The following is an 18,941-nucleotide window of genomic DNA, read 5'->3' as shown; positions in this document are numbered from 1 at the left end:
TCAATGCGATAGCTGTGAAGATGAAGTCTAAATAAAAATGTCTCATGACACATCCTGTCTGGTTGCGTAAAGCTAAGGTTGTCTATTATAGACGCAGCATAAAAAAAGTGGCTATCGCTAGCCACTTCTCCATGTGTGATTTTTAATGAAATATAAAGTATTATCAGTCATTTGGCTATTAAAGATTGTGACTATTTTGCAACCATATTTTACAGCCAATAGTGAGGCATAATGGCTTTAGGTTTTGCACCTACTTATCATCTAATGGATGGTTTTAGCACGGGCTAAATATCGATTTAGATAGTAGTTAACTAACAGTTTAAATAACGACACCATATTGCTGGCACATCGCTTGTAAGCCACCAGAGTAACCTTGACCAACGGCGCGGAATTTCCATTCTGCATTGTGGCGATAGACTTCTCCAAATACCATTGCTGTCTCAACAGAGTAGTCTTCTGCTAAATCAAAACGGACCACTTCAGCACCCGTTTCTTCATTCACAACGCGAATAAAGGCATTAGCAACTTGACCGAAGTTTTGGCTACGAGCCGCTGCATCATGAATAGTGACTGTCACAACGATTTTATCGACATCGGCAGGTACTTGCGTTAGGTTGACTTTGACGACTTCGTCATCACCGTCGCCTTCGCCTGTACGGTTATCACCAGTATGCTCTACTGCGCCATTATCAGACTTGAGTTGGTTGTAAAAGATAAAGTCATGGTCGCCACGTACTTTGCCAGCTGCATTTAATAAGAATACGCTTGCATCAAGATCAAATTCGGCACCAGAAGTTGCACGCTCATCCCAACCAAGACCAATAAGCAGCTTAGTTAAGTTTGGATCCGTTTTGGTTAGCGATAAATTACCGCCTTTATTTAGAGATAATGCCATGGAATGGTCCTTGTTATTTATTGGAGTAGGGTGGACTGCACGTTTACAACGGTAAAAGTAATAACTATTTTGAGACCGTCAGTTCAAAATAGTGCTGTGTCGCTTTTGAATTAGATACGCTATACCAGCGATAATGGGATTCAATAAAGATAAAACGATCGCTAGTAGCTCTCTATCATACCAACAAAAAATGACCCAATCAAAGCTGATTGGGTCATTGTTATGTTTTATAGCAAGTTAGGCGTCAAAGCTAAGATTTAGTATTTGTTATAGACTCTGACGATGACGAATCTCAAAGCTTTGATGAATCGGTTTTTTGATATCAAAATCAAAACCAATGGTTTTTTGGGTAATGTCGATGATGTCATAACGCTCAGTCAGCTGTTCATCCAACTCAAAACGGGTAAAGTTATTAGAGAAGTATAAGATGCCATCTGCCGTTAAGCGGTTCATCGCGCGGTTGATTAGTGCAGCATGGTCACGCTGGACATCAAAGGTACCTTGAAACTTTTTAGAGTTTGAAAAGGTTGGCGGATCAATAAAGATAATATCGAATTGTTCCGTATTGTCTTTGATCCACTCAAAAATATCGGCAGCAACGAATTGATATTTATTACCACTGACATTTAAGCCATTTAAAGCAAAGTTTTGTTTGCCCCAATCCAGATAGTTCTGTGATAAATCAACGCTGGTGACTTTTTTAGCGCCCGCCAATGCCGCATGCACACTCGCCGTACAAGTATAAGCAAATAAGTTCAATACCGATTTATTACGACTGTTGTCTTTGATACGCGCACGCATATTGCGATGGTCAATAAATAGACCCGTATCGAGATAATCGGTGAAATTGACATAAAGATAAGCACCATCTTCGCGGGCAATATAAAACTTGCCACGCTTTTCGGTATTGCCTTGTTTACTATATTGATCATTACCGGATTGACGAGCACGGGTTTTAATAAAGATTTGTTCGCGGTTAATACCGAATACTTCACGAATACCCATTAGCGCCAAATTAAAGCGTTTTTTGGCGGTTTCTGGTGGAATAGTCTTCGGCGGCGCGTACTCTTGTACATGGGCATAATCACCATATAAGTCGATTGCCACTTTGAAATCAGGTAAGTCAGCGTTATAAACACGGATATTACTCACGTTGTCTTTTTTAGCCAATTTCTTTAGTCGGGTCAGGTTTTTTTGCAAACGATTGATAAAATCTTGACCGTCTTCAACCTCAATTTCACGTTTCTCAAAACGGCTAACAAGATTCCCTGTCTGACCAGCAATCAAGGTGCCATAGCGGAAATACACGGTAATGGCGCCATTATGACACCGTAACGTTTTTGGCTCTCTAATTGGCAAAATATCGACTTGCTCAACGTGAGATGCCAATATACCAAGCATCGGGTCAATACCACTACCGGCAAAGCTGTCTTGTAAGATAAGCCCAATCGATTGATATAACGGCTTAATCATTTCTTCATCACCCAGACGCTCACCATAAGGTGGGTTGGTGATAATTAAAGGGTTGCTCAAACGACCGTCAGCAACCAAAGGTTTTAAGAGCGTGCTTAGCTGATCAAGGGCGCGCGTTTCGATATCGAGTAGCGGTAACAGGTCTTGTAAACCAGCAGCAATCAGATTCTTTTCTGTGGCAATGATAGCGCCATTATCGGCATCAAATCCAAAGATAAGCGGTAATGTATCTGGCTGCTCATTAGCAATCTCTAAGGCTGCACGGAAACGCGTTTGTGCATCATCAATCATTTCTTGCCATAAAATCTTGTCATGATGCTGCCATTCATAAAAACCAAACTGATTGGCGGCTTTATCGATACCGACGGCATAATCGCAGTGCATGAGGAGCGCTTCAATGATAAAGGTACCAGAGCCACACATAGGATCGATTAGCGCATTATAAAAAGGCGCATCACCTGCTTCGTTTTTCTTATGCCAGCCTGCGCTATAAAGTAGCGCCGCTGCTAAGTTTTCTTTTAGTGGTGCTTCTGTCATTGCAACGCGATAGCCACGGCGATGCAAGCTGGTACCTGACAAATCCAAATATAACTCAGCTTGCTTGTCATTGACGGTCGCAAAAACAGAAAAGTCTGGGTTTTTACTATCGACGTTAGGGCGGCTCTCATACACTTCGTTAAAGGTATCCGCAATCGCATCTTTAATACGTAGCATGGCAAACTGTTGGCTGACAGCCACACGTTTATCAACAGAAAGACGAATCGCAAAGGTTTGCTCTAGGCTAAATTGCTCTGTCCAATTGACCGATTTCGCCAAACCATACAGCTGCTCAGCCACATCATATTCGGCATTGATATTTTTGCGTTTAATCAGCATTAATACGCGCGATGCCACGCGCGACCAAAGACAGATCTTATATAAATCACGCAAGGTACCCGTAACAGCAAGGCGACCGGTACTCTTTATCTCACTTGCAATACCAAAACTGGTCAGCTCAGTCTGTAGCGGTGCTTCTAACCCATCGGCGCAGGTGATGATAAGGTCAAGCGACAATACCTGTGAAGATGCTTGTGAAGATGGTTGCGAAGACGCTGTGGATGAGGCGAGCGCGGTTGTTTCGGTCATACGGATACCTGTGGGCTAAATTGATAAATAGTGCACATCATAAAATAAGATGTTTAACCGCTAATTTTACCATAATTCTATAGCGGATGGTTTAAAGCGCTGATGTTTAAGAAAGCGATGGTTAAAAGATTTCTATTTGAAAGTACTTTTTATGGCATATAAATGCTAAATAAGTTGCAAGGATATTAATGCTGGTCTTTGTTCAGCGCTAATGACTCTGAAACAGTTTGCGCGGTCGTTGCCAATGGCTTGGGTTTGGTCACAATCGGATAGACGTCTTCTCTTGGCATAAGTAAGCGCATATGAGGATAAGGGGTCGAGATATCAGCGGCATCAAAAGCGCGTTTGATATTCTCTCGTAAATCTTCTTTGATTTTGGGCATACGAGCAACTGCCGCTGGTTTGACCCAAAAGCGTACAATAAAATATACGCCATACTCGCCAATCTCTGCCACAGTCGCAGAAGATTCAGGTCGGTTGAGGACAGCCTCACTATCAGACAGTACCTGCAAAATCTCATCACGTGCTTTATCAATATCATCTTCAAAAGCAATACGCATCTGAATATCAAAGCGTATAAAATTTTTGGAGGTCAGGTTGGTAACGACAGAGGAGGCCACATTCGAATTGGGTATGATGACCGTAATATTGTCACGAGTTAAGACGTGGGTCGTACGTAAGGCAATCACCACCACGCGCCCTTCATTGTCATTGATATTGACCCAGTCACCAACTTGAAAGGACTGCTCAAGCAAAATGGTAATACCTGCGATAAAATTGGCAAGCGTTGACTGCGCGGCAAAGCCGACCGCCAAACCAGCAATACCCAAACCTGCCACCAGAGATACAATATCAAAGCCGAACTGAGCCATGACACTGGCAAGCCCTAAGACTAATAGCAGCACAGATAAGATATTTTTAAGCAGCTGCTCAATAGAAGCGTTTAAACCGTAGTGCTGTAGTATTTTATGGACAATTTGTCCCGATGATGTCCATAGCACGTAATATATTCCCGCCCATGTACTGGCTTTGGCAGTGGCTTTAATGGTATCGGGCTCAAAATTCAGCTGACTCATAATAGCAATGACACTGGTCACAGCCCATACATAACGCAAGATTGAGCGGGCAATTTTAGCGCGGCGCTCATTCAGACGAATGCGTGCTTTGCTTTTTTTTAGTACATAAATAGCAAGCCAATACATAAACCCCGATATCGCAAGCAGTATTAGAATTTTGATGCCAGTGCTTACCAGTTCTACTGATTTAGACGACCAATCTAAGGTGCCTTCCTCGATAGAGCCACCAATCGCAAGAAAAAGGCTGGTATGTAGGTCACGAGCAATCTCTTGAAAAAATTCAGTAATACTAGCGATTGCCATTATCTTATCCATGAAAGGTGTGGTTCTAAAAATGTATTACTTTGCACTAATAAGACGTTAACAACATGATTTAAGCGACTTTAACCGTCATCTAATGATATCAATATCAGTATTGAATCAGCTTAAATCATCGCTACAAATCTCACTGACGTTGGCGACAGTCCATATATTTCATTATTTTAAAAAACAGCGTTTTAATAGGCATTTAAGAGTTATTTTTTTGGGTATCAAGCGACTGATACGGTATTTCCATCAAATCCTGAACATCACGCAAGGCGGTACGCAAGCCTTCTAGGATAGTAGGATGGTAAAAAGGCATATCAAGCATGTCTTTAATACTCAAGTCATTAGTAATTGCCATTGCTAAGATATGCCCGATGTATTCTGCATCTGGACCAACCATACTTGCACCTAAGATTCTGTCTGTTTTTTTGCAGCCATAAATATGCAATAGACCACAGTTAACACCCATGACGCGGCTACGACCTTGATTGTCGAAGCTGACTTTCCCAATCACATGCTCAAGTGTTGAATCTTCTTGGATTTCCGGTAAAGACATACCAACATTGACGATTTGTGGTGAGCTAAATACGATGGAAAATGGCGTGGCAGGCGGACGAATATAAGCGTCTTTTTTATTGTCACAGACCATACTGCCGGCGCTAAAACCTTCATCGCTTGCTACATGCAGCAAGGGAATATTAGCATTGGCATCACCAACGATATAAACGTCTAAATCACCGATTTTACCAGTTTTTTTGTCCAGCTGTTGTGGGCGATTTTTTTCATCAAGTTCAACGCCTAGGTTTTCAACACCCAATGCCTCTATATTATTACGTCGACCAGTCGCGACTAGTACGTAATCACCTTGCCATTGTTGCACTTCGCCAGCGCTGTCTTCATAATCAATAAAGGCAACAGTGCTGTTTTTATTTATGCTTTTATCGCTATTTTCATCTGATTTTTGACCGACATCAGTAATTTTGCTGCCCAAGTGCATGGTCAGCTCACGACTTAAGCAATCAATAGCTTTGTTATTGATGTCTTCGTCTTTTAGACCAGCAACGCGTTTGGCGCGATTAAATACCGTTACCTTGACACCCAATCGTGTGAAAGCTTGGGCAAGTTCTAAACCTATCGCACCTGCGCCAATCACAGCCATAGATTTTGGCAAGTCGGCTAACTCAAAGACAGCATCTGAGGTCAGCATAGTATCACCAAGCTTATCTTCCCAGCCATCTGGAATAAAGGTCGAGCTACCAGTGGCGACAATGATTTTATCTGCTTTGATCAATTGATCATTGACCTCAATCAAGCCTTGCTTATTAATATAAGCCCGTCCCGCTATCTTACTATCCTCAGGCCAGCTATCGACTTGTTTTTCGATGTAGCTGGCAAAATGATCACGCTCAGCGCGCACCCGTTCCATCACTTGTTTGCCATCTATGCGAGCAGTGGCATGTACGCCAAACTCAGCAGAATGATTGGCATCATGAGCGCGGTCAGCAGCTGCAATGAGTAGCTTGCTTGGCATGCAACCTACCGCAATACAGGTAGTCGTCCAAAAGCCATCATTGATAATAATGACATCTTCTAAGAATTTTTTTGCTTGGCGAAAAGCGTTTTGTCCGGCAGTCCCAGCACCAATGACCGCAACAGATACCTTGCGAGTCACGTTTTGATGATTGCTATGATCAAAGGGAGCAGAAGAATCAGAGGCGGTATCAGGCTGTTTATTCATAGTATTCTCAAATAAAAATAGTTTTAAGGTTTATCGTAAGATCGATTAGAAGACTAAGGTGCAAGTGTAGTTAATAAACGCTCAGTATAATCCTTTGCTTTAAGGTTACGCTGTGCATGAGTGAGCGTACCATTTTTATCAAAGACAAACGCCGAACGTACAAGACCTAGAGTAATATTGCCATACATGTTCTTTTCTTTAATCACATCAAAATAGTGGCAGAGTTTTTCATCGGCATCACTAATAAGTGGAATATGTAGATTATATTTGCTAATAAAGTTTTCGTGTGATTCAACGCTATCACGTGAGACGCCAATAATGTCGTAACCTAAATCATCAAATTCGTTAAGATGGGCGGTAAACTCAGTTGCTTGTGTGGTACAGCCAGGTGTATTGTCTTTTGGGTAAAAATAAAGGATAAGTCCTTTGCTGGTGTTGGCGACCAGCTCTTTTAGGCTAATATCATCATGAATGAAATGACCATCTAACTCACGTACGATAGTGACTGGAAAATCAGGTAGAGTAATGGTTTCTGTGGTTGGCTTTGCCATCATAAAATCCTTATTTATTTTGATTGCGGTTATATTATTATTGGTCATCCCATTATAGGCAGATTCATAGAAATAAATCCTCGATTTTACACATCACTTATGGATGAGCAACAAAAAAGACTGGCAATGGCCAGTCTTTTATATATCTAAAAATTTGAGGATTAAGCAGGTTTTTGTGGCTGTTTTAAGTCCAAACCAACGGTACACTGTTGCAAATCTTTTTGCATTTTTTTCACATACGAGAGGCTTGATGGGTCTTTTTTACTTTGCGCATAGCTCTCAATCTCCCACATCTGACCAATGGTCATATTGCTACGGACACCGATCGTGCAATCACAAAGCTTGGTTGCAGTGCTCTTGTCAGCGACTTTATATTTGACCGCGCCGTTGACGCAAGTATTGATATTATTCTGCTTAATATCAACAGCGTTCGCTTGTGGCATGGCAAATAGTGCAGCAAGAGCTAGAGGTAGTACTGGCAAAAATTTCATAAATATCCTTTTACATGTGACTGCGATAACTTGAATTTTTTATAAATGAATTAGATTTTGTACAAATGATAAAATATTACTTCTAATAAAATGTTGCTACTTTGATGAGCATTTATATCTTGTGGTAGAGAAAGTGGTTCATACCATAGCAATGATTGTATTTAAAATACAACGGCAGCGTGCTGTGTTAATGCAAGCGAATGTTTCGCCAATGTTTAATTGCCTTTATTTTAAGACCGTTTATTCATTTTCCAAGGCGAAACTTCTAAAATTATTACTGATAATGGGTAGGGTCGGCAACGCCTGCCTGAGCGAACCCTTGACGACGCAGCGCGCAACTGTCACAAACGCCGCAGGCAAGACCATTGGCATCTGCTTGATAACAAGAAATTGTTTGTCCGTAATCAACCCCTAGCGACAGACCCAGCTCGATGGTTTTGGCTTTCGATAATTGTTGTAGCGGGGTTTGAATCGATAAATGATGACCGGTAACGCCCGCTTTGGTAGCAAGATTTGCCATATGTTGGAAAGCGGCAATATACTCAGGACGGCAATCAGGATATCCTGAATAATCGACTGAACTGACACCAATGACGATATGGTTTGAATCGGTTACTTCAGCAACTGCTAGGGCATAAGATAAGAAGATAGTATTGCGCGCTGGCACATAAGTGTTTGGAATCGCGTCATTATCAATCTCATCACGCTTTTTGTCTGGGAATTTATCCGTATCACCATCAGGCACAATCATACTGTGATCCGTTAGTGATGAGCCACCCAGTTGGGCGATATCGATATCAATAATTCGGTGATTAACGCCTGCAGTTTCAGCGATTGCTTTGGCAGCGACCAGCTCACTATTATGACGTTGACCATAATCAAAGCTGACTGCAGTTACTGACGCATAACGGGCCTTTGCCCAATATAAACAAGTCACTGAATCAAGCCCACCTGATAGCAGTACGACCGCATTTTGGCTTTTATGCAGCTCATTTAATTGGGTATCGTTTTCTTGATCAGCAGAAGAGGTTGGCAGAGCAGTATTTGTCATAATGGCATCTATTATTGGTTAGCGAAAAACGCCTATTTTAGCAAAAATTCTACCATTACAGAACCTTGAAAGCAGCATTAAAACATCATGCAAGTAATAGGATAAAGTTTAGGAAATCGATAATTAGTAGCTTTAGATAAGCAGTCACATTTAAGACGATAATTTAATGTCATCTTTTCAATCTGTTAGCAAATTTTGTTATAATCGCTGCTGTTTTAAATCATGTTTGAAGCGTTGCCTTATGAAGCATCATTGTTAGCCATACGCAGATAGCTTTTATTGCAGCCTTTTGAATAAATCGATTGATTATCTCTTTTGAAGTAACGCCATTCTTGTCAAGATATTGAGTAACTTATGACTGCAGCAACCTTATTTACACCATCAATCACGCCTCAGTTTGACAAGGCTTCTATCGATACTAATGTGAATCATCATGATAAAACAACTGATATCGAACAGATGTTATATGATGATGTCGATGACAGAAATGATGATTTTATGGATGAGCAAGCAGATAACATATTGGCTGATACGCAATCACTGACCGAGTCGGCTCACTTTCGGAAATTGCAAAAGAAGCTTCGTCGTCAAGTATCATGGGCGATTCGTGACTTTAATATGATTGAAGATGGCGATGTGGTGATGGTCTGCGTATCAGGCGGTAAAGACAGCTATACGTTGCTCGATATCTTGCTGCTATTAAAACGTATCGCCCCGATTCATTTTGATATCGTTGCCGTCAATCTTGACCAAAAGCAGCCCGGCTATCCAGAAGAAGTACTACCTGCCTATCTAAACGAGCAGGGCATCGCTCATTATATTCTGGAAAAAGATACTTATAGTATTGTCAAAAGTGTGGTGCCAGAAGGGAAAACTTATTGCTCGGCGTGTTCACGTCTGCGTCGTGGCTCACTGTATGGTTTCGCTAAACAAATCGGTGCGACCAAGATTGCGCTTGGGCACCATCGCGATGATATGTTGGCGACTTTCTTTTTGAACTTATTCCATGGCGGCGCGTTGAAATCGATGCCGCCCAAATTACTCAGTGATGACAAGCAAAACATGCTCATCCGTCCACTGGCTTATGTGGAAGAAAAAGATATCATTGAATATGTGAACCTAAAAGAATTCCCGATTATTCCGTGTAATCTCTGTGGCAGCCAAACCAATCTGCAACGTGCCATTATCAATGACATGTTACGAGAATGGGACGATGCCCATCCCCAGCGCCTAGCGTCTATTTTTAAAGCGATGCAAAATGTTGCGCCCTCGCAATTGGCAGATAGAGAGCTGTTTGATTTTGAGACATTAAGTCTGGATCGTGACGATAACGAGCGTTTATTTGAAGGCGATAATATCCAAGCGGGGCAAATAGAGAGTCTGGCTGAGATTGGTTTGCCAGTATCACCAGAAACGCAGATATTCAATCCAGACTTTGCTAATGCAGAAAAGGGCAGCCGTGCGCCGAAAAAAATCCCAACGATCAATCCAGTGATTTGATGATTTAATAATTTAATGATCTAATACTGTTTACGCTCTTCAAATAATAAAAACCAGCTCATGATAGGTTCATGGCTGGTTTTTTATTTTAATCATACTTTGAACAGTTTAGCTTTCGCCAAATACTGGTAGAGGATCAAAGCTAACCTCTGATCGTGGTAACTTGGCAACATCTTGCATGCGCCAATCGTCTTTACCTTTATGACTTACTTGTAAATAATATTTTGCTTTAAGAGGATCGATATCTACTTGGGCGCTATATTTATTGCCTTCTAGATGCTTTAACACCGCATCACGGTCTTTTTTAATGTCAGTGGCATGAGATATAGACAAATCCAGTGTTTCAGGATAACTAAGTGGACTGCCATTAATCAGTTTGCCTGACTGCAAACTTTGCTCAGGATAATTCAGATAAAACACAACATCGCCATTATCTGCAAATTGCATTTGTCCATGCAAGTCTAAATCATAGGTCAACTTGTCACGCGACACATCATGATAAAGGGTTTTACCATCCATATACCAGTCGTCGCGTACCACGCTATCACGAATCTGATAAGAGTAATAAACAAACCAGATGCAAGCAATGACGACAAAAGCTGGCATACCAATGACAAAGATAACCACCATGTAGTTTTTGTACCATGGCTGGCTGTCTTGATGCTTAAAATTTGGGGCTGGACTGGACATAACATACCTATTAATCAGATATCTAGTAACCGTATCAACGGATAAAGCTGACAGCCAAAAGCTGCCAAGGTAAGGTAACTCAATAACCAGTGAGCTATCAAGCGCTAACTCACTGGTAGGTATCATTTAACAATGAATGTTAATATTTACTGACCTTGAGTGGTAAAAACATTTTGCTTACTAACATGATATTTGCCGTCTTCACTACTGACATTCAAAGTCACGGGTGTTTGACCAAATTCAATCATATCAGGGTCGCCATAGATACTAACTGGCATATCAAAGCTTTCACCGGCATCTAACGGCACATCGTTAAAGCGAATCTCCAAGCTCAAACCCTCTTGCGGTGCGAGCGTTATTTTATAAGTATGGGCATCTTGGGTTTTATTGGTCAGCTTAACGATATAACTGTTTTCAATCATGCCTTGCTGATTCAATGAAGACAACTGATTGCGGTCACGCCGTATATCAATCTCTAATGGCACACGGTCATTCAAAGCGTATAAAACACCGCCACAAAGTATCGTGAGAAGTGCTAAGTAAGCGAAGAAACGAGGGCGAAAGACACGGCTCTTCTCTTTTTCAGCCAATTGACGCTCTGTGGTATAACGGATAAGTCCGCGTGGATAGCCCACTTTATCCATTATCTCATTACAAGCATCCACACAGGCGGCGCACTGAATACAAGCTACTTGTAATCCATCACGAATATCAATTCCAGTAGGGCAGACCTGTACACACATCTGACACTCGATACAGTCGCCTAAATTATCAGGGTTGGTGCCTTTTTTGCGAGCACCGCGAGGCTCGCCGCGCTCATAATCATAAGAAACCACCAAGGTATCTTTATCAAACATCACACTTTGAAAACGACCATAAGGGCAGATTTGGATACACATCTGCTCGCGCATATAACCTGCATTGACGTAGGTCGAAAACGCAAAAATAAATACTGATACCCAAATCCACGTCGCCCAATCAGGGAAGGGGATAAAACCAATCATCTGCCAGCTATTGTATAGAGCATCTGTACCGGATACATAACTTACAAAGGTCGTGGCGGTAATCATGGAAAACACAAACCAGATGAAATATATCAAGAAGCGTTTAAACACCTTGGTTGCGCTCATTGGTTCTTTATCAAACTTAATGCGTTTATTACGATCGCCAATCACCCATTTTTCTACATATTGAAATAAATGCGTCCAAATGGTCTGGGGACAAGCATAGCCACACCAAACTCGCCCTGCATAGACTGTTACCATAAATAAGGCGAAGGCTGCAATGATAGCAAAGGCGGCAATAAAATAAAAATCCTGCGTCAAAAATGTCATGCCAAAAATATAATAATGCTGGGATGGCACATCAAACCAAATAGCTTGTCGTCCGTTATAGCGTAACCAGGGCAACAGCAAAAACGCCGCTAAAAGTGCATACATCGTAATAACACGAATGTTTTGATAGAAACCAGTCACAAATCGTGGATGGACACGATGCTTGGTAGCATCAAGATCTACTTGCTGTACAGGGATTTTATTAGATTGTGGTGCTGACATAAACGTGCCTCTTTAAAAAAAGAATCAGTCTGCTGGCATGGGTAACAAACATCTATTATAAAAATAAGATAGGTGGATGTGCGGTGTTATCAATGTCAGTAAGTAGAGAGATAAAAATTAAAATGCCTTTAATTCGTCTACCAAATGAGGGATGATCAATAATTGGCAAAAAAGCTGAAATGGCTCTGTCACCAATGTCTTATGGTCTAACTATTTTAACATTCTCCCTACTATAAATGGGGTGAGAGTGTTAAAAAGCAATATCTATATGAGGGCTATTACGCTACAAATAGTAGTACTGCTAAAAGCCATAATTGATGACAAAGCTTAAATATTTTTAATAAAAAAGAGAGGACTGTAATGACAGACCTCCCTTTATCTAAATCTACTCGTCAATGAGATAGCTGCTAACCAAGTAACTATAGTTAAAATTAACCGTATTAGTTAACCGTCTTCTCTGTACTTACCACTTGTTTTGGCATTGCAGCAGCAACAGAAGTTGCCTTAGCAGCAGGTTGAACAGTTCTATCTGATAATGAATATACGTAGGCCGCAAGCAACATAATACGTTCATTACCTAGCTTGGTTTCCCACTCAGGCATCACACCTGCACGACCATAACGTAATGTTTCTCGAATAGTCTCGCGATCGCCACCATATAACCAGATATTATCTGTTAAGTTTGGCGCACCCGCTGAAATCATACCTTTACCCTCTGGACCATGACAAAGCACACAGTTGGTAGGTTCTTTAAAGATAGCTTCACCTTGAGCAACTTGGGCTTTATCAAGCTCGTAACCGGGTTGGTTACCAGATAGTGACAACACATATTCAGAAACAGCACGAATACCATCTTCACCAAGTTGATCACGCCATGCAGCCATACCGCCGACGCGACCATTATGTAACGTCGTTAAGATGTTTGACGCTTCGCCGCCATATAACCAATCATTATCGGTTAGATTTGGATAACCTGTAGCACCTTTGGCGTTTGAGCCATGACAGACCGCACAGTTCTGTAAGAACAAGCGACTACCGACTTTTAACGCATTCGGGTTTTCAGATAACTTTTCTACATAAGGTGACAGTTCTGCAATTTTCTCATCAATTTGAGCTTGCAGATCTGCAGGCGGCTTTTCACTACGACGCATAGTCGCTTGCATCTCAGACAAGCTGGCTAGGGTCTTAGTAGCACCGCTGGCATCTGCTTTTGCCAAAATGTTTTTCTCAAAGTTATCCGTAAATACTTTGTTGTTACTCTCAAGCTCACTGTAAAGCTCGTTTTTAGAAGTCCATGGCAAAGTTTTGCCATCGACTTCTACGGTTGTGATGCCTTCCCATTTTGAGGGGAAAATACCTGGAAAGAACACCCAGTAAGCAACACCCCAAATGATTGATCCAAAAAATATCACTAGCCACCATTTAGGCAGCGCTTTATCATATTCTCGAATACCGTCGTATTCATGCCCTGTGGTACCATCGTCTTCTACTTCTGGTTTGAATTTTAAGACCATTAGTAAAATACCGAGGATAAACGCCCAGCACATGATACTTAGTATAGTTATCCAAGAACTCCAAAAGAATGTCATCATTTATCCTTATCGCGCTGCTCGTCAGACAGAGATTTGATATCCTCGTCATCAAGCGCAAGTTGTGCATCTTCTTCGAAGCGTTTTTTGTTTTTTGGCGAATACGCCCACCATGCAACACCTACGAAGGCAATAAAGGCAGAAACGGTCGCAATTGTTTGTAATTCACCAATACCCATTAGCGCTGTCCTTCCATTGCGGTACCTAACTGCTGAAGGTAGGCAACCAAAGCATCAAGCTCAGTAGCACCAAGCACAGCATCTGGAGCGCCTTCGATATCTTCTTCAGTATAAGGCACACCGAAGCGATCACGGAAGAGACGCATTTTGGCTTGAACATTAGAACCATTCACTTCATTGGTCGCAAGCCATGGGAAACCAGGCATGACTGATTCAGGCACTAATGAACGTGGATCAATCAGATGTTGTCTTTGCCAATCTTCAGAATAACGTCCGCCCACACGTGCTAAATCAGGACCAGTACGTTTTGAGCCCCAAAGAAAAGGGTGATCCCACGTTGATTCGGCAGCACGTGAATATGGTCCATAACGCTCAACTTCAGCACGTAATGGACGTACCATTTGGGTGTGGCAGACATGACAACCTTCACGAATGTAGATGTCACGACCTTCAAATTCAAGCGCAGTCCAAGGCTCCATAGAAGGGAGAGGAGTGTTCACACCACCTTCTTCAGCACCTCTATAATCGTATATCAGCGGTACAATCTCAACGAGCGTTGCAAAGCTAATAGCGATAACGATACCGATGACCAACAAGCCTGTATTTTTTTCAATAATTTCATGCGGTGTACCAGCCATGATCGCTCCTTATACTTTAGCTGTCGAGATTTGATCGACACTAGGTTCATGATCAGTCGGATCAGCAATGTCTACTGGCTTACCTTCTGGCATCTTGATTGTTCTATAGACATTATATGCCATTACAAACATACCAGATACATACAGAAGACCACCAAACGCACGACCAATATATGGGAAATGCGAGAACTCAACGGTATCAACAAAGCTGTATACCAAAGTACCATCAGGGTTGGTCGCAAGCCACATCATGCCTTGGCCAATACCTGAAATCCACATAGATACGATATAGAAGATGGTACCTGCTGTTGCTAGCCAGAAATGCGTTGTGATCAAGCTGATAGAATACATTTTTGGCTTGTTATAAATACGTGGTAACAGTACGTATAGCGAACCAATGGTAATCATACCAACCCAGCCAAGCGCACCTGAGTGTACGTGACCGATCGTCCAATCCGTATTATGCGATAACGCATTGACTGTCTTAATCGACATCATTGGACCTTCAAACGTCGACATGGCGTAAAATGACAAAGCGACAATCATAAAGCGAATGATCGGATCGGTACGCAGCTTATCCCAACTACCTGAGAGCGTTAGTACACCGTTAATCATACCACCCCAAGATGGAGCAAATAGAATAATAGAGAATACCATTGCTAGAGACTGCGTCCAATCTGGAAGCGCTGAATAATGCAAATGGTGACCACCAGCCCACATATATGAAGCAATCAATGCCCAAAAGTGAACGATAGACAAACGGTAAGAATAAATAGGGCGACCAATCTGTACTGGTACGAAATAATACATCATGCCTAAGAAAGCAGCCGTCAGATAGAAGCCTACCGCATTATGCCCATACCACCACTGCACCATGGCATCGGTTGCACCGCCAAACAGCGAGTAAGACTTAAACGCACTAACAGGAATCGCCATGCTGTTTACAATATGCAGTAGCGCAATCGTAATAATAAAGGCAGCAAAGAACCAGTTAGCCACATAGATATGTGAGGTTTTACGCTTAATCAGTGTACCGAAGAAGACAATAGCATAAGATATCCATACCAATGCGATAAGGATGTCAATCGGCCATTCAAGCTCAGCGTATTCTTTAGCCGAGGTTAAACCTAATGGTAAGGTGATAACAGCCGATACGATAACCGTCTGCCAACCCCAAAAGGTAAACCAAGCTAAGTAAGGCGCAAATAATCTTGTCTTACAAGTACGCTGAACGATGTAATAAGACGTTGCGAACAAGGCTGAGCCACCGAACGCAAAAATAACCGCATTGGTGTGCAGTGGTCTTAAACGACTAAAAGTCAGCCATGGAATGTCAAAATTGAGTGCTGGCCATGCTAACTGAGAAGCAATGAACACACCAATACTCATGCCGACGATGCCCCATACCACGGCCATAACCGTAAAGAATCTTACGATAGTAATTTCATATTCACGGTCAATGGGGGCGAGTGCTGTGTTTTGTAAACTCATTGGATGATTCCTTTACAGCCCGAATTATCAACAGAATTAACTAACATGCCATGTCATCTAGATCATGATAAAGATCATAACCAAACAATGGCTTTGGTAAAGGCTGTTTTCACTCGTCTTATCAGGCTGACGGTATTAACTATCAAGCTAAGCATGGCCTAGATATCAGTGATTGCTGATGGGTAGAGAGCAGTACTAAAGCGGACTGCCCGCGAAGCTGATTGATAGTAGGATTGTTAATATATTGTCAGGTTTAATAAGAAAATGTGCCGTTCTCGAGCATCAAACATCTATTGAGGCTGAGTATTTATCTTAATTGTCACTGCTAAAAGCCGTACAAACCAAGATAAATACTGATGTTCAACCGGTGATAAGAAGGTATCGACCGTCAATGTATGCTAGCGATAGCTGACAAAAAAACATATTTACGTAATGTTTAGTTAAAACTCCCGACTCTGTTTAAGGGTATTGTAACGCAAACCTAATCAAATATCATCAGAACTATGCGCCAAAATACAAACTCTTTAGTAAAATCTTAGCAAGCAACTTATCACTGCTACGCTATCCGCTTATTTTATACCCAATTTCATGACTATTCTATAGATGAAAAAAGATAGTATTCACAAGTTTGTATGGACCAACTATGAACAAGGTTTTGTAACAATTTTATTATTTGTTCTACAAATAAGTTTTACTTATTGTAAAGTCGCATCTTATAATGCCACTGAGCAGCATCCATAATAAAGTGCTTATTATATAAAATAGTCACCTTGTAGTAGTAAGTTTTTTGGCATTTAACTGGCTGTTAGGTTGGAGCACGAAGGGTGCTGACCTAGCACTGATTAACAACAATAGGTATTAAGGATAATAATATGGCAGTTTTTTTGACAGATGAATGGTTTGAGCAAGTTGAGCAAATGGGTCAAGAAGCAGGTGAGCTTAATTTGCCGCCTGCACTTGCGAATATGATCGTCAATCTAAAAGTATCTGATAGCGATCAAGACATCGAAGCCAACTTTGCAAACGGTCTATTACATCGCGGCTTAAACGATGGAGCGACCACCACGTTATTGCTTGATCGTAGTATCCTACAATCCATCATCACTGATTTCGATACCAATGAAATCATGGGCGCCTTTATGGGTGGCAAAATTCGTGTCGAAGGCGATATGTCACAGTTGATGGCAGTACAGACGGCTCGTCCAAGTGCTGAGCAAAAAGCGCTTTATAGCAATATTAAGTCAATGACTACAATGGCTTAGAGTCATTATTAATTTAATCGTATTTAGACAAATAAAAAGCCCCTAAAATCAATTAGGGGCTTTTTATTTGTCTAAAATAATCTAAATCTGACTAGCTGGCTTTCGATTGTACTACTTGCTGATTTTCTTTATAAATGGCAGCTTGTAGCCATACGTTTGCTTGTACGTAATCATGAACGTTAATAGAGGCAGTATCAGGTGTTTTTAGCGCCCCAATACGCATCACAAACGGATCAGCATCTTGTTCGCGCAGTACCACCACATCAAACAGAATAATCGTTTTACCATTAAATAAGGTTTCTTGCTTGCCCAGTACTTGACCTTGACACCACGCTTCGTCTTCCTGCCCTAACGTATCGCCAAACAAATAAGCACACATATGACCCAGATTGATCTCGACCGGCGCCATTTGTTCTTTGGTTTCTGGTTGCCATGCTTTGATTTGTTCTTGTAGGTCATCCGGCATCTTTCCATCGTTTGCCGCGACGATATCATTGAAAGCACGGTGATAGCGTATCGCTTCTTGGTCTTCTACTTTGATGACTTCATTTTGTTCACTGATTTTGATCTCATGTGCCCATGCGCTAAAGTTCACAAAATAGCTGGTATCACGTTGGTATAAATGACGATTAGCAGTATATAGCTGATCAAAAGCATAGATGATGCTGCCATCAGTGGTACGTAAGCGTAATACGGCATCGTGTGAGTTGTCATTGACAATCATACGCTCGATTTTACAGCTCAATCCATATGGGCTGTCGACACAAGGATAGGCATTGATAAAGCATTCAGGCTTGCCACCCTTCATTGCCAGTACTTGATTGATATGACAAGGCTGGTTCTCAGATAGCAATAAACAGCTGTCTTTGGCACTGACATCGGTATTAAGGCCTTTAGGCATCGCTGCTTTTTCAATCATCTGTTGTAACCATTCAGGTACATCATGACTCATGTCATCAGTCAGAATACGCCAATGGTCACCGTGACCAGCTGATTGCTCATCAGTTAAGGTGATTTTGGTAGGAGATTGGATGTTTTTATATTGATAATTAATGGTCATGAAAATACTCAAACTTAAGTCAGCCATGAGGTTTGGGTCTGAAACTGTGATCGCTGAGTACCATGTGCCACTTTAAAAGAGGGGTTTATGATGGTCAGCAATGCCGTCAGTAAAGAGGCAACAAACAACAATGAGGGGTTAATGACAATTGTCCTTAGCATACAATATATAGGTATAGACACAGAGAATAGCAAGTCTGTTATAAAAAATAATCATAAAACCGCATTTTTTATTATAAAATCTGGACAGTTTTCGGTAATGACTGGCACC

The 18,941-nt window shown here is 41.5% G+C and carries 16 protein-coding genes; 2 read left to right on the top strand and 14 right to left on the bottom strand.

All coding sequences use genetic code 11. The features are described from left to right. Positions 1–319: 319 nt before the first annotated feature. The 7 genes from FQ083_RS03085 to queC form a co-directional block, all read right to left on the bottom strand. Complete coding sequence (locus tag FQ083_RS03085) at positions 320–895, bottom strand: TerD family protein (RefSeq protein ID WP_011513118.1); 576 nt, start codon at positions 893–895, stop codon at positions 320–322. A gap of 267 nt (positions 896–1,162) precedes the next feature. Beyond that, the gene (rlmKL, locus tag FQ083_RS03080; RefSeq protein ID WP_149408780.1) at positions 1,163–3,493 is read right to left on the bottom strand and encodes a bifunctional 23S rRNA (guanine(2069)-N(7))-methyltransferase RlmK/23S rRNA (guanine(2445)-N(2))-methyltransferase RlmL; all 2,331 of its coding nucleotides are present in this window, start codon (positions 3,491–3,493) and stop codon (positions 1,163–1,165) included. 185 nt (positions 3,494–3,678) lie between these two features. Next, positions 3,679–4,872, bottom strand: coding sequence for a mechanosensitive ion channel family protein (locus FQ083_RS03075; RefSeq protein WP_227673075.1), 1,194 nt, complete (start codon positions 4,870–4,872; stop codon positions 3,679–3,681). Positions 4,873–5,077: 205 nt separating this feature from the next. Beyond that, entirely contained in the window at positions 5,078–6,613 is a 1,536-nt protein-coding gene (locus FQ083_RS03070) for a dihydrolipoyl dehydrogenase (RefSeq protein ID WP_149408779.1), read from the bottom strand. A gap of 53 nt (positions 6,614–6,666) precedes the next feature. After that, positions 6,667–7,164, bottom strand: a complete 498-nt coding sequence (locus FQ083_RS03065) for a peroxiredoxin (RefSeq protein WP_188004052.1) — start codon at positions 7,162–7,164, stop codon at positions 6,667–6,669. A gap of 161 nt (positions 7,165–7,325) precedes the next feature. After that, complete coding sequence (locus tag FQ083_RS03060) at positions 7,326–7,655, bottom strand: hypothetical protein (RefSeq protein ID WP_011513123.1); 330 nt, start codon at positions 7,653–7,655, stop codon at positions 7,326–7,328. 274 nt (positions 7,656–7,929) lie between these two features. After that, the gene (gene queC / locus FQ083_RS03055; protein ID WP_020443065.1) at positions 7,930–8,706 is read right to left on the bottom strand and encodes a 7-cyano-7-deazaguanine synthase QueC; all 777 of its coding nucleotides are present in this window, start codon (positions 8,704–8,706) and stop codon (positions 7,930–7,932) included. A gap of 354 nt (positions 8,707–9,060) precedes the next feature. Between queC and ttcA the strand changes: the two genes are divergently transcribed. After that, a complete protein-coding gene (ttcA, locus tag FQ083_RS03050; protein ID WP_149408777.1) occupies positions 9,061–10,206 on the top strand; it encodes a tRNA 2-thiocytidine(32) synthetase TtcA in 1,146 nt (381 codons plus the stop codon). 108 nt (positions 10,207–10,314) lie between these two features. On the opposite strand, the gene FQ083_RS03045 is transcribed toward ttcA, so the two are convergent. The 6 genes from FQ083_RS03045 to ccoN all read right to left on the bottom strand — a co-directional run bounded on the left by FQ083_RS03045 (position 10,315) and on the right by ccoN (position 16,349). Next, positions 10,315–10,896: a FixH family protein gene (locus FQ083_RS03045; RefSeq protein WP_011513126.1), complete on the bottom strand. Its 582-nt coding sequence runs from the start codon at positions 10,894–10,896 to the stop codon at positions 10,315–10,317. 146 nt (positions 10,897–11,042) lie between these two features. Continuing rightward, the gene (gene ccoG / locus FQ083_RS03040; RefSeq protein WP_020443068.1) at positions 11,043–12,452 is read right to left on the bottom strand and encodes a cytochrome c oxidase accessory protein CcoG; all 1,410 of its coding nucleotides are present in this window, start codon (positions 12,450–12,452) and stop codon (positions 11,043–11,045) included. A 440-nt stretch (positions 12,453–12,892) separates the two neighbouring features. Further along, positions 12,893–14,041 (bottom strand): cytochrome-c oxidase, cbb3-type subunit III, encoded by a 1,149-nt coding sequence (gene ccoP, locus FQ083_RS03035; protein WP_011513128.1) that lies wholly within the window; start codon positions 14,039–14,041, stop codon positions 12,893–12,895. Next, positions 14,041–14,220, bottom strand: coding sequence for a CcoQ/FixQ family Cbb3-type cytochrome c oxidase assembly chaperone (locus FQ083_RS03030; protein WP_011513129.1), 180 nt, complete (start codon positions 14,218–14,220; stop codon positions 14,041–14,043). Before FQ083_RS03030 ends, ccoP begins: the two co-directional genes overlap by 1 nt. Continuing rightward, the gene (gene ccoO / locus FQ083_RS03025; protein WP_011513130.1) at positions 14,220–14,858 is read right to left on the bottom strand and encodes a cytochrome-c oxidase, cbb3-type subunit II; all 639 of its coding nucleotides are present in this window, start codon (positions 14,856–14,858) and stop codon (positions 14,220–14,222) included. The genes FQ083_RS03030 and ccoO overlap by 1 nt, the downstream gene beginning before the upstream one ends. A gap of 9 nt (positions 14,859–14,867) precedes the next feature. Then, positions 14,868–16,349 (bottom strand): cytochrome-c oxidase, cbb3-type subunit I, encoded by a 1,482-nt coding sequence (ccoN, locus tag FQ083_RS03020; protein WP_020443069.1) that lies wholly within the window; start codon positions 16,347–16,349, stop codon positions 14,868–14,870. 872 nt (positions 16,350–17,221) lie between these two features. On the opposite strand from ccoN, the gene FQ083_RS03015 reads away from it, so the two are divergent. Beyond that, positions 17,222–17,611 carry a hypothetical protein gene (locus FQ083_RS03015; protein ID WP_011513132.1) on the top strand — a complete coding sequence of 130 codons (390 nt, stop codon included), beginning with the start codon at positions 17,222–17,224 and terminating at the stop codon, positions 17,609–17,611. Positions 17,612–17,702: 91 nt separating this feature from the next. Here FQ083_RS03015 and FQ083_RS03010 read toward each other — a convergent pair whose 3' ends face one another. Beyond that, the gene (locus FQ083_RS03010) at positions 17,703–18,671 is read right to left on the bottom strand and encodes a hypothetical protein (RefSeq protein WP_149408776.1); all 969 of its coding nucleotides are present in this window, start codon (positions 18,669–18,671) and stop codon (positions 17,703–17,705) included. Positions 18,672–18,941: the final 270 nt, after the last annotated feature.

Source organism: Psychrobacter sp. ANT_H59, assembly GCF_008369225.1.
Classification (GTDB): Bacteria; Pseudomonadota; Gammaproteobacteria; order Pseudomonadales; family Moraxellaceae; genus Psychrobacter; species Psychrobacter cryohalolentis.
Note: the sequence above shows the minus strand (reverse complement) of the source record. Positions and strands in the feature narration are given on the sequence as shown.